General features: G+C 57.1%; 11 protein-coding genes. All 11 read left to right on the forward strand.

Annotated features, from left to right (window positions below; translation table 11 throughout):
* Positions 1-186 precede the first annotated feature (186 nt).
* The 11 genes from V7660_RS16360 (at position 187) to V7660_RS16410 (ending at position 11,990) form a co-directional block, all read left to right on the forward strand.
* Complete coding sequence (locus V7660_RS16360; RefSeq protein ID WP_442910059.1) at positions 187-2,511, forward strand: acetamidase/formamidase family protein; 2,325 nt, start codon at positions 187-189, stop codon at positions 2,509-2,511.
* Positions 2,512-2,640: 129 nt separating this feature from the next.
* Complete coding sequence (locus V7660_RS16365; protein WP_335604122.1) at positions 2,641-3,846, forward strand: aromatic ring-hydroxylating oxygenase subunit alpha; 1,206 nt, start codon at positions 2,641-2,643, stop codon at positions 3,844-3,846.
* A 101-nt stretch (positions 3,847-3,947) separates the two neighbouring features.
* Positions 3,948-4,898: a helix-turn-helix domain-containing protein gene (locus V7660_RS16370; protein ID WP_335604123.1), complete on the forward strand. Its 951-nt coding sequence runs from the start codon at positions 3,948-3,950 to the stop codon at positions 4,896-4,898.
* Between the two features lie 60 nt (positions 4,899-4,958).
* Positions 4,959-5,450: a VOC family protein gene (locus tag V7660_RS16375; protein ID WP_335604124.1), complete on the forward strand. Its 492-nt coding sequence runs from the start codon at positions 4,959-4,961 to the stop codon at positions 5,448-5,450.
* Positions 5,447-6,742, forward strand: coding sequence for an MFS transporter (locus V7660_RS16380; protein WP_335604125.1), 1,296 nt, complete (start codon positions 5,447-5,449; stop codon positions 6,740-6,742). The genes V7660_RS16375 and V7660_RS16380 overlap by 4 nt, the downstream gene beginning before the upstream one ends.
* Before the next feature lie 23 nt (positions 6,743-6,765).
* On the forward strand, positions 6,766-7,671 hold the full coding sequence (locus V7660_RS16385) for a ribokinase (RefSeq protein ID WP_335604126.1): 906 nt from the start codon (positions 6,766-6,768) through the stop codon (positions 7,669-7,671).
* On the forward strand, positions 7,668-8,501 hold the full coding sequence (locus V7660_RS16390) for an oxidoreductase (protein ID WP_335604127.1): 834 nt from the start codon (positions 7,668-7,670) through the stop codon (positions 8,499-8,501). Before V7660_RS16385 ends, V7660_RS16390 begins: the two co-directional genes overlap by 4 nt.
* A gap of 120 nt (positions 8,502-8,621) precedes the next feature.
* Positions 8,622-9,701, forward strand: a complete 1,080-nt coding sequence (locus V7660_RS16395) for a TauD/TfdA family dioxygenase (protein WP_335604128.1) — start codon at positions 8,622-8,624, stop codon at positions 9,699-9,701.
* Between the two features lie 56 nt (positions 9,702-9,757).
* Entirely contained in the window at positions 9,758-10,078 is a 321-nt protein-coding gene (locus V7660_RS16400) for a 2Fe-2S iron-sulfur cluster-binding protein (RefSeq protein WP_335604129.1), read from the forward strand.
* A gap of 115 nt (positions 10,079-10,193) precedes the next feature.
* Positions 10,194-11,312, forward strand: a complete 1,119-nt coding sequence (locus V7660_RS16405) for an LLM class flavin-dependent oxidoreductase (protein WP_335604130.1) — start codon at positions 10,194-10,196, stop codon at positions 11,310-11,312.
* Positions 11,313-11,990: a cysteine hydrolase family protein gene (locus tag V7660_RS16410; RefSeq protein WP_335604131.1), complete on the forward strand. Its 678-nt coding sequence runs from the start codon at positions 11,313-11,315 to the stop codon at positions 11,988-11,990. It begins immediately after the preceding gene.
* Positions 11,991-12,096 lie beyond the last annotated feature (106 nt).

A 12,096-nucleotide genomic window follows, 5' to 3' on the forward strand; every position in this document is an offset into this window, starting at 1 on the left:
GATTTATGACGATTTTATCCAGTTGTAGGCAGTATGCAGGCGAGGCTGGGCCCAGACTGCTCGACTTTTAAGCACTCGCCCCTCTCATCGGGATGGGTGAGTGCAGGATGCGTTGACCGACGGTACGGCAAACCGAGGATCGATGGTGTTGATGGCTGGGTGCCATAATCCGATCGGAGCCTATCTGTGCAGTTTACAACCAACGCGTATCCAAAAGAACAGAGAAAGGACGCTTGGCATTTCGCGCTCCAGCGATTTTCGATGGAATTGCTCGAGCATGAGGGAGAACTCTATGGGGAACTTGTCAGCTTTCGTAGCGCCCAGGATTTCACATTTGTCCGGATCACTTCCACACAGCATCTGATGCGGTTGGACCTGTCACAAGGACCTTCCCAGTTCTGGTTGATCATGCTGCTGGAAGGTGACCTGGTTGCCAGGACCGACACCAATACGATTGAAGTTTCTGAAGGCGACGTGGTCTATGGCATCGGGGATCTGGACGTCTCGCTTGATTTTAAGCGGGATAACCGGTTCCTGATGGTTCAGGTTCCGGTGTCTCATCCGGCCCTGAGGATGAGATCCAAACCTCAGGCCGACATATCGAATCTGGTATCGGAAGCCGGCGTCGGGAGGATGTTGTCGGGCCTGTTGCGATCGGTGGCTGATACGATCACCGATGTGGATGACGACCAGATGCGTCCGATCGAAGTCGCCTTACCGGAATTCATTTCGACAGCCCTGATGAGCGAGGCATCCACAAAGGAACTGGGCGGCGCGGCAGGCGTACGCGCGGCCCTGCTCGAGCGTATTTTCCAGACCATCGAAATGCGATTGAGCGACCCGGAACTCAATCTCCATCAGGTCGCAAAAGAGCACAATATTTCGCCGCGCTATCTCCAGAAGCTGTTTGAGTCTGTAGGGGACAGTTTCGGGCATTTCGTGAAGTTGCGACGACTGGAGAGATGCCGCCTCGATCTCAGGAGCCCGCTCCACGCGCAGAGATCGATTTCGGACATCCTCTTCCAGTGGGGATTCAACGACAGCGCCTCCTTCAGCCGCGCATTCCGCGAGCAGTATGACATGAGCCCGCGAGAATATCGCCGGATGCCGCCGGAAGATGAGACCGATGCCGAAGTTCTGCAGCGGGGGCGCCCCCCTACGGCCAAGGACCAGGTGATCGAGCCTGAAGAGGCGGAGGATTTGGTCGATGAGGATGATGATCCGGGCGATGTTGAGAGCGTTGCGCCTGTGCCCGTTCGGCGCGGGGCCCGTCATCATTATCTTCCCGTCACGCCGGAAACGATCCACTGGGGCCATTTCAGCAGCTCGTTGAAGCCGGTGCTCACGGTGGAGTCGGGTGACTATGTGACGGTGGAAACGCTCACGCACCATGCCAATGACGATCATGACCGCATGGTGCAGGGCGATCAGGCCGTTGAGGACATCTACCGCTGGACAGCAGAAGGCAAGACCATCAATCGACGCGGAGCGGGCGCCCTTGATTCCTCTTCTTCAACCGGCCGCGGAGCCGGCGAGGGGTTTGGGGTTCATATCTGCACCGGACCCATCGAGATCGCAGGTGCGGAGCCGAATGACATTGTCGAAATTCGTATCCTGGAACTGAAGCCGCGTACGAGTGCCAATCCCAAATATGCAGGGCAATCTTTCGGCAGCAACGCAGCGGCGTATTGGGGGTTTCAGTATAATGATCTTCTGACCGAACCCAAGCATCGGGAAGTGATCACCATCTATGAGGTCGAGAGTGAGATGGGCCGGTCCTGTGCCCGCGCCGTCTACAACTACCGCTGGACACCTCAGACCGATCCTTTCGGTGTTGTGCACGAACTGTATGATTATCCGGGCCTGCCTGTCGACACGAGCACGATTGAAAAGAATTATGATGTGCTTCGGAACATCGAAATTCCGGTTCGTCCGCATTTTGGGGTGATTGGGCTTGCGCCGCCACATACCAAATTGGTGGATTCGATCCCGCCCGGTAACTTTGGGGGCAATCTGGACAATTGGCGGATTGCGCCTGGGTCCAGCCTGTTCCTGCCTGTCGGTGTGCCGGGGGCACTGCTGTCATTGGGAGACCCGCATGCCTCCCAAGGGGATTCTGAACTGTGCGGCACCGCCATTGAGTGCTCCATGACGGCGCTGATCCAGCCTATCCTTCACAGGTCGAGCGAAAAGATGGGGCATATCCGCGACCTTGATTACCCCTTGCTCGAGACGTCCGACGCCTGGGTGATCTTCGGGTTCAGCCATCCGAATTATCTGAAGGAACTCGGCTCTTCGGCGCAGAGCGACATATACAAGAAATCCTCCATCGACCTCGCAATGAGGGATGCGTTTCGCAAGGCGCGGCGCTTCTTGATGACTGCGCGGGATCTGGATGAGGACGAGGCGATTTCGCTGCTCTCTGTGGGGGTCGATTTCGGCATCACCCAAGTGGTCAACGGGAATTGGGGCGTCCACGCCATCATTCGGAAAGAATTGTTCACGGCCTGATGCGAGGGCGATGTTCCCTCCATGTTTCCGAGAAATGGGGCGCCGAGAAACATCTTGTGCGCGCAGAGACAAGAACGTGCGCCATGCGGATGACAAGTTGAATCTGACAAAAGCAGGAAGGACCGGGCAATGCCGATCACCATCACTGAGCAATTCATCCGGTCTCTGGCAACGTCCAAACAGGACGTACTGGAGGCCGAAACGCTTCCACCGGAATGCTATACGGATGCTAATTTCTACGAGTTCGAAAAAGATGCCCTCTTCACGCATGACTGGCTCTGCGTGGGGCGGGAAGAATGGGTTTCAGAGCCCGGGGACTATTTCACAACGTCCACGGTAAATGAGCCCATCGTCGTAACGCGAAACCGCAAGGGCGAGCTGAAGGCGATGTCGTCCGTTTGCCAGCACCGGGCTATGCTGGTCGCTGAAGGCAGCGGCAATGCCAAAGGGTTCCTGTGTCCTTACCACCATTGGAGTTATTCGCTCGATGGTGACCTGGTTGGCGCCCCGGCCATGAACAAGACCTGCGAGTTTGACCGGAAAGCGCACGGGCTTCCCAATTTCAAGGTCGAAGTCTGGGAAGGCTTCATTTTCATCAATTTCGACCAAGATGCTGCGCCCTTGGCTCCTAGGCTGGTACACGTTCAGGAAGCGATCAAGGGGTATGATCTGGCGAATGCAGATGGCCCCCGTCCGGATCCGGCTCCGCGCCTGATGTGGAACTGGAAAGTCATGTTCGAGAACAACAATGACGGATACCATGCCAGCCGGCTGCACCATGGTCCGCTACATGATTTCGTGCCGTCCGAGCGTGCCAGCTTTCCCGAAGCGCCGCGGGGCGCCGCTGGGTATTTGAGGTTCAATGGGACGCTTCATCCTGATGCGAGCTTCAATCCGACGCAAAAGGCTGTTCTGCCAGTTTTCCCGGGCCTTTCAGACGAAGCGCGCCAGCGGATGACTTTTGCCAATATCCCGCCAAGCCTGTCGCTTGTCCTGACCAGCGACATGGTCATTTATCTGATCATTCGTCCTGACAGTCCCGAAACACATTTCATGGACACGGGTGTGCTCGTGGCGCCCGGTGCAATGGAAGACGAAGCTTACGAACACAAGATGGAGATGATCATGAATTCGACGTCTCACATCATCGCCCAGGACTGGCATGTAGACGAAATGGTCCAGCTCGGACTGCGGTCACGGTTTGCCAAGCGGGGACGTTATTCCTGGCAGGAAGGTGCGCAGGCCCAATTCAATGAATGGCTCGTTGACCGCTACCTCGCTGAGTGGGGACGACGTACGCCAACAACGGATACTGCCATCATTGCGGCGGAATAAGGCGGGCCGGCAAAGTGCAGTCGCCTGACCACCCCACCACATGGAGATTCCACACGCGGTCTGTTCCGCCTTCAGACCGAAATGCGGCGTGGGCGAATGCCATGCGTCGCTTGCGACTGCCGTTCGTCTCCGATCCCGAGGGACAGCCGGTTGACGGGCGCATGATTATCCAGACCTCCACAATGGGCTTGCAATTTGCCCGTATCGAATCCGGACGTCAGGTAATTGATGGTCGCGAATTGGAGCAGGGCGCGGGTCTCTGGTTGTTGCTCCTGCTGAAGGGAGAGGCCCGGTTCAGTGCTGACGACCTCCTGGTGAATGTGGACAATGAAATGATTGTCTATGGCGCGACCCGGCATGATTCCAGGCTGGAAGTGAGCGAGAACAACGCCATACTGTTTGTCCGTATTCCGGCTGTGGCATTGGGCGGTCGATTGATCGCGCCGACCCACTACAAGGCAGGGGCATTCAGTGGCGAGTCAGGGGTGGGGCGCATGCTGATCAGTATGCTGCGTATCCTCGCGGATGAGATTGGTAACATCTCCCCACCCGATTTGAGTCCCGTTGAGCTGGCTCTGATAGAAATGCTCTCCAGTAAGCTGCTCGGCATTGCGGGCAAGCGATCGCTGGGTGGGGCCAAGGGCGCGCGGGCGGCCCATCTGCATCGAATTCAGCAAACATTGGAAACCCTGCTTTGGGATCCTGATCTGACAATCGGAAAGGCGGCCGACGAAGTCGGCGTGTCGCCCCGATATCTGCAGCGCCTATTTGCGGCGGATGGGCGGAGCTTCAGTGGATATCTCAAGAAGAGGCGACTGGACCGGTGCCATGCAGATCTGATCAGCCCGCTCCACGCTCAGGAATCCATTTCCGAAGTGGCATTTCGGTGGGGGTTCAGCAGTTCAGCACACTTTAGCCGGAGTTTTCGGGATCATTTCGGCGCATCCCCGCGCGAGCACCGAAGGTCTGGGCTGGCGAACCGGATCAAGGACGAGATGGAGGTCAACAAATTGTGGGGGGAGTATCAAGAGTTCTCGAAGGACCGATTGTAAGCATGATTTCTGAGGCCGTTGCCTGCCGGAAATCTTAAAACGTAAGTATAAGGAATATGTATGACCAGCCCAAACACGCTCATTTTCGTCGACCTCATGTCGGATGACCCGGTCAAGGCCGGAAAATTCTATGCCGACGTGATGGGGTGGGAGGATGATGTTCGCATGAATGGTCAGTATTGCCGAATGGTGCCAGGCGGAAACTTCAAAAATCCTGATGGGTCAGAGAGTGAGATCGGAAACCTCCACATCGGGATCGGGAATGTTGCAAATCTCCGTCCTAATCCAGACGCATCCGGCGTCGACCCCCGCAGCTTGTCACCGCAGGTCAGGTCTTCGCGCCTTTGGGTTTTGGTAAGCGAAGACGACAGCGTCGATCGCATCATGTCTGCGGCTGTGGAGCGCGGCGCCGAAACTCTTTGGCGAAATCATTACTGGAAGGAATTCAACGGCTTCAACGATGCGTTCCGGGACCCTTGGGGAAATGAGATCATCCTCTGGAGAAAGGGCGGCGCGGATCCTGTAGTTCCGGAAGGGTATACAAGCGAATGACCGAGGCGACAGGCGCGGAGATGATCGGGCAAAAGCGAGACACCAAGCGACTGGGTGTCGTCGTGGCGGCTACCGTCGGCAACATTGTCAGCACAACGCCAGCCGTCAGCGCCGTCTTCAGCCTGTTTCTCGTGCCCATATCCACCGAATTCGGATGGCCGCGTGCGACTGTCTCAGGCGTACTGCTTCTGACGGCGATCATGTCGGCAATCATCTATCCCATCGCAGGGCGACTGTCTGATCGTTGGGGGTCTCGACGCGTTATCCTGTTCGGCAATGTAGTGTTTGCCCCGGCGATTGCTGCGCTGGCCTTGGCTGATGGGTCGATACTGCAATTCTACTTGCTGTTTGCGCTTGTCGGGGCGGCCGGGGCTATACCTTCCACGCCGGCCTATTCGAAGGTTATTTCCGAATGGTTCGATGAAAAGCGCGGATTGATGCTGGGGGTTGCCGCCGGTTTCGGGAATGGGATTGGGTCAACCCTGATGCCCATTCTGGCAGGCTTGATGCTGGTTCAGTTTGGTTGGCGCGGCGCCTATATGGGCATCGGCCTGATTGTGTTCGGTCTTGGATTTCCGACCCTATTTGCCCTTCTAAGAGATGCGCCGGGCAGGGTAGAGGAAATCATGCGACGCGCAGAGGAAACAGGGCCGCAAACGGCATCGGCCTCGCCCTTGCCGGGGCTCAGCTTGGGGGAGGCTGTGGCCACCCGTACGTTCTGGGTTCTCATGGCGGCCGTCGCGCTCGGAGCCGGCTGCATGACGGCCATATTTACCCACGTTGTCCCCATGCTTATGGATCGGGGTATTCCCCTCCAGCAGGCCGCTCTGGCGATCAGTATTTTCGCGCTGGTCACGGCCGGATGGCAGGTCATGACGGGGTATCTGCTCGACAAGTTCTACGTGCCCACCGTCGCAGTTCCCATGTTCGCAGCCGCGATATTGGGGCTTCTCTGTTTCCAGTTCAGTACGTCTTTGGCTGTCATCTATTTCGGCGCGGCCTTGATGGGCATTGGCCTGGGCGCAGAGTTCGGCTGCCTGTCCTATTTCGTCTCGCGCTATTTCGGTCTGAAATACTTCGGAATGATCATCGGGGTCTATTATTCGGTGGTCATCATTTTTCAGGGTGGCGCGCCGGTGCTGATGGATATCGGGTTCGACTTGACCGGCAGCTATGAAACATCGGTCTGGGTGCTTTCACTATTTCTGGCGATTGGAGCCGGGCTCATCCTCCTCCTGCCAGCCTTTGGAATACAGCGACCATCGCATTCGCAGGAGTCACCTTCTTCATGACTGCGCTAGAGATACTTGGAAGCGTGAATGTGGACGCGGTGTTGCGCGTGCGTGAACTTCCCCGAGCCGGAGAGACCGTCCATGCGCTGGCGTTTGACCGGTTCCTTGGAGGCAAGGGGGCCAACCAAGCTGTGAGCGCGGCTCGGTCCGGCGCGGAATTGCGATTTCATGCCTGCATAGGGGACGACGAAGACGGCGAGTGGCTGATGTCACAATTGCAGGCGCATAGTGTTCCCGTTTCCAATGTCGAACCGGTTCCCGGCGCGTCCAGCGGCCGGGCCTATGTCTGCGTCGATCAGCACGGTGAAAATCTCATTATTGTGGATGCGGGCGCCAATGCTCGGTTGGGCCTGAGGGGCGGGACACTCGAACCGAGCAAAGTTGCGCTGGCGCAGCTGGAAACACCTATCCCAGCAACGGTCGAATTCTTTACTAAGCATCGGGATCTCGGAGCTCTCACTGTTCTGAACGCCGCACCGGCTATTGCTGAAGCACGGGACGCATTATTTCCGCTCACGGACATTCTTGTCCTGAATGAGTCGGAGATGGCTTTCTATGCCGGAATCGAGTCACTGCCCGAAGATGTCGAGGACATCACGACTTTGGCAAGAGCGCTCATTTCGCACAAGGAACAGGTGATTGTCCTGACCTGCGGCGCCGCCGGTGCATTGGCGATCACCTGGAACGGCCTTGATTTCACACCGGCCCGCCTCACAAAAGTGCGAGACACGACAGGGTCGGGCGACTGTTTTTGCGGTGCCCTGTGCGCGCGCCTGGCCGAGGGAGATGAGTTGGATCAGGCAATCCGGTTCGCTTCAGTTGCTGCCTCCCTTTCTGTTGAAAGGGATGGTGCAGCCTCGGCGATGCCTGCGCGGGAAGATATTGAATTGGCAATGTTTGAAATGACAGCAGCGGAGATGCCGGGATGAAGACGTGGCTTATCACGGGCGTAGGCAAGGGCCTTGGAAAAGACCTGGCAGAAATCGTGTTGCAGCGGGGCGACCGGGTGGTCGGGACCGTGCGCTCAGGACGCGACAAGCAAGCCTTTGCAGCGGCTGATCCAGAACGCGCTGTTCCGATCTTTCTGGATGTTACGCGGTTCGACGACATTGTTCCGTCAGTCAATGAGATCGAGGATCGCTTCGGGCGTATCGATGTCCTCGTGAACAATGCTGGTACCGGATTGACGGGAGCCATCGAGGAAACACCCCTTGAGACAATCAAGGATCTGTTCGAGGTCAATGTGCTGGGCGCGGTTGCGATGATCCAGGCCGTGCTTCCGGGCATGCGGCGGCATCGCAGAGGTCATATCCTCAATATCACATCGGTGAGCGGTCTGGCGCCTTGGGCCGGGACCGGAATTTATGGTGCCAGCAAATATGCCATGGAATGCATTGGGCAGACATTGGCCGATGAGGTCCAGCCTTTGGGAGTCCATGTTACCAATGTGGCTCCGGGCGGCATGCGTACCGACTTTGCCGGCGGGTCTCTCAAATCCGTTCCGCCAACCATATCCGATTATGACGAAACGGCGCATTTGGCCCGTGAAGTTCTGACCGGGGGCAAGGGCAAGGAACCAAGTTCTCCCCAGAAGATCGCGCGCGCCATATCCGAAGTGGTCGATATGGACATCCCGCCCAAGCTGCTACTGTTGGGGGCGGATGCCTATAAATACGCCAAAGGCCATTTGGCGGACCTGAGCGATGGCATTGAAGCGTACAAGAATGTCAGCCTGTCAGTTTCTGCAGACGGCATGTGAGGATTTCGATGTCATTTGAGAAGCGGGAAAGAATTTGTGTAGGGCGGGGCAAGACCTCGGCGACCCATCATCCTAGCCTTTCGATGACAAAAACCCTGTGAACCGAGTTTGGAGATCATCATGAGCACGATGGAAGTATGTGAGCCTGTAACCAGCGCTGCAGCATGGCGGGGTGACCAGATCAAGGAGGGGGAAGAGTGGATCTATCATCTGTCTCCAGCCCAGATCGCCGAGCTAGAGGCGCTTGGCGCGAAATTCGTTGATGCCGATCCGGACCTGCGCTTCGTGCAGGCCTCCGACTATCCGCTGGACGCGTGCGCCGATGCGGTCAAGAAATGGGGGCAGGATGTCGATACGGGCAGGGGGTTCGTGCTCGTCAGGGGATTGAAAACCCATCTCTATTCCGACGCGCTTTCTTCCGCGATTTACTACATTCTCGGCCTGCATATGGGCGACCCGATCCGGCAGAACGAAATGGGCGACTTGCTCGATCATATCTATGCAACGTCGGACAAGACGATGGACGATCCGACCGCACTGTCCTCGAAGGTCCGTGACAAGCTGGTCTTTCATTCCGACAGTTCGGATGTGGTGGCCCTGATGTGCTTGCGGCCGGCAAAGGCAGGTGGCGCGTCCTGTCTTGTGTCGGGTGCTGAAATCTACAATGAGATTTTGCGACGCCGGCCAGATTTGGCGCCGCTCCTGCTGGAACCCTTTCACTGGGATTGGCGCAGGCAGGATCATAACGCACCAGCCAACACCTACACTTCACCTGTTATCAGCATCGAGGAGGGCGTGTTCAGCATGTATGCAGGGTCCCTGTATATCCTGACCGCCCAAGCTTATCCCGGCGTCCCCCAGCTGAGCGAGGCGCAGAAGGAGGTGCTCGCTCTGTTTGACGAGATCACTTACGAGCCGGGTATGGCCATCGATATGGATTTCCGTCCCGGCGATATTCAGTGGTTGTCAAATTATGCCGCGCTGCATTCCCGGACCGAGTTCTTTGATTATCCCGAGCCGCAACGGAAGCGGCACCTGTTGAGACTGTGGTTGAGCCGAGATGCTGGCCGGCCTGTCGTCGAAGGATTTGGAAAAAACGGCGTAGTTCAGGTGCGGGAAAAACCGCGCGAGGGCGTGGAGGATGACACTGCGGGTAAGTTCAGTATCGTGGATGCGGCCGTGCCGAGACTGATTTCCTGATTGCTCGGGCAATCAATCCGCCGCGCCGACCCATGCAACAACAGAGGATGAATTGAATGCCGCAATTGCGTGTTGTCAAAAGGTCTGGAGAAGAGGCGGTCATCGAAGCAACCGCCGGACATAGTGTGATGGAAGCCATTTCGAATTCGGGCGTGGAAGACATTGCCGCGATTTGCGGAGGGGCGTGTGCTTGTGCGACGTGTCATGTCTATGTGGCGGAAGAGTTCAGTGAACTTGCTGGAGAAGCATCGGAGTCCGAGCGTGAGTTGCTGGACTTCTCAGAGAATGCGCGCCCTGGCTCGCGGCTGTCTTGCCAGATCATTGTGACCGAGGCCTTGTCGGGTTTGTGCGTTGAGGTTGCCCCTGAGGAGGACTGACCAGGTAGCGCGAGGGCGAGCTGACTTAGCCGGTCAATAGTTGAGGCGCGATTAGTCAAGAATACTGGCCAAATGTCGGATGATAATCCAGCATCGAAATGAGGGAAGTGAACGCATGTCTCAGCCATTAGTGCCAACAAAATTCGATCTGCCGTCCGATGTTGGAGGCAAGGATCTTGGAATCTTCATGCCGATTGCAAATGGCGGCTGGATCCTGTCGAAGAACAAACCCGAACTCGATGGGTCGTACGCCTACAACCGTCAGGTGGCCGTTCTCGCCGAGACGCATGGGTATGATTTTATCATGTCGATGGCGAAGTATCGGGGCTATGGCGGAGAAACCGAGCACTGGAATTCGACGCTTGATGCGACCGTGACGATGTCTGCGCTCGCGGAGGTAACCGAGCGCGTGAAGGTCTGGACCACGGTTCACACCATTCTCCAAAACCCCGGCACCGTGGCCAAGATGATCGCGACCCTTGATCAGGTCTCCAGGGGGCGCGCCGGGCTGAATGTGGTGACCGGGTCCTACAAGGGTGAGTTTTCTCAAATGGGCATGTGGCCTGAAGGCGTTGACCATGACGCCCGCTACGATCTTGCTCTGGAATGGATTCAGGCGATCAAGGCCTTGTGGACCGAACCCTCGGTGACGATGAAGGGCAAGTACTTCCAGTTGGAAGATTGTGTTTCCGATCCAAAGCCCTCGACTAAACCCTTCCTTGTCTGCGCGGGGACGTCCGACGTGGGCATGCGGTTCAGCGCCAATGAAATGGACGCCATTTTCCTCTCCGGCGATGTGCCGGAAAAACTCGCGCTATCGAGCAACAAGGTGAAGGGCATTGCCGCAGACATGGGGCGGTACATCCGCACCTATGCCATGCAGACGATTGTGCTTGGGGAGACGGACGCGGAAGCTGAGGCGACTGCCCAGCACTACCGCGAAGGCCTGGATGAGGAAGCTTTGCACGGTATGATGCGGGCTTATGGCTTCCTGGATGCAGAGATTGGCAAGGAAAACGCCTTCGTGAAAAAGGCCAGATCTTCCTTCATGGCGCCCCATGTGGCGGGCTCGCCCGATACGGTCACCGAGAGAATTGGCGAATTGCTGGAAGTGTCAGGGCTTGATGGGCTTATGCTGATCTTCCCGGACTACATTTCCGCCATGCCCCTGTTCGCAGAGCAGGTCATGCCCAAGCTGCGTGCGAAGTTCCCTGCGCTTGCCGGGGCCGCGTAGATGACTTCGTCCATTGCGGTCGAGGTTCTGCCGCACACGAGTGCAAGCCTCTTAAAAGACATTATCGAGCCCGCGCGAACGGCTCTTCTGCTGATTGATGTTCAGGTTGATTTCGTATCGCCGGAGGGTGTGATCGGGATGGCCGGTGTCGACATGTCCTCGATCACGTCCGCCATCGACAAGATGGAGACCCTTCGCGCTGCGGCGAAAGCGCAGGGGGCGACGGTGGCTTTTCTCCGCGTGGTTACACGAGAGGAGACGGATTCCGACGCGCTCAAAAATCTGTATGAGTGGCGCGGACGCCCTGGCCAACATGCGATCTGCCGCGCAGATGAACCCGGGTCGGATTACTTTCGGTTATTCCCCGAGGAAGGGGACATCGACGTCGAAAAGGCGCTGTTCGACGGCTTCTTTGGCACCGATCTGGAGGAGCAGCTTCGCGCGCGCGGAATTGATACACTTCTTATGGCGGGCGTGACGACCGACTGCTGTGTTGATCAGACCGCGAGGTCTGCCTTTCACCGGAACTTCAATGTGGTTGTGGTGTCAGACGCCTGTGCGGCTTATGAGGAATTGCTGCATTTCGGCGGCTTGCTCGCACTCGAAAAGAATTGCGCCTTGCTGGCAGATACAGAAGCCGTCCTGGCGACATGGGGCGATGCGCCGGACCGGGACTGACGGTAACTGGCCCAGTCTGATCTTGCGGTTACAAGGTCAGGCCAAATATTCTGTTCGCATACCGTCAATATTACTGCGCAAGTTCGTGAGATAGCTCCTTCTCGGC

It is taken from the genome of Hyphomonas sp., from assembly GCF_036964145.1.
Taxonomy (GTDB): domain Bacteria; phylum Pseudomonadota; class Alphaproteobacteria; order Caulobacterales; family Hyphomonadaceae; genus Hyphomonas.

Excerpts from the sequence above, each read along its gene's own strand:
- V7660_RS16365 (WP_335604122.1), top strand. The coding sequence starts at position 2,641 with ATGCCGATCACCATCACTGAGCAATTCATCCGGTCTCTGGCAACGTCC.
- V7660_RS16370 (WP_335604123.1), top strand. The coding sequence starts at position 3,948 with ATGCGTCGCTTGCGACTGCCGTTCGTCTCCGATCCCGAGGGACAGCCG.
- V7660_RS16375 (WP_335604124.1), top strand. The coding sequence starts at position 4,959 with ATGACCAGCCCAAACACGCTCATTTTCGTCGACCTCATGTCGGATGAC.
- V7660_RS16380 (WP_335604125.1), top strand. The coding sequence starts at position 5,447 with ATGACCGAGGCGACAGGCGCGGAGATGATCGGGCAAAAGCGAGACACC.
- V7660_RS16390 (WP_335604127.1), top strand. The coding sequence starts at position 7,668 with ATGAAGACGTGGCTTATCACGGGCGTAGGCAAGGGCCTTGGAAAAGAC.
- V7660_RS16395 (WP_335604128.1), top strand. The coding sequence starts at position 8,622 with ATGAGCACGATGGAAGTATGTGAGCCTGTAACCAGCGCTGCAGCATGG.
- V7660_RS16400 (WP_335604129.1), top strand. The coding sequence starts at position 9,758 with ATGCCGCAATTGCGTGTTGTCAAAAGGTCTGGAGAAGAGGCGGTCATC.
- V7660_RS16405 (WP_335604130.1), top strand. The coding sequence starts at position 10,194 with ATGTCTCAGCCATTAGTGCCAACAAAATTCGATCTGCCGTCCGATGTT.
- V7660_RS16410 (WP_335604131.1), top strand. The coding sequence starts at position 11,313 with ATGACTTCGTCCATTGCGGTCGAGGTTCTGCCGCACACGAGTGCAAGC.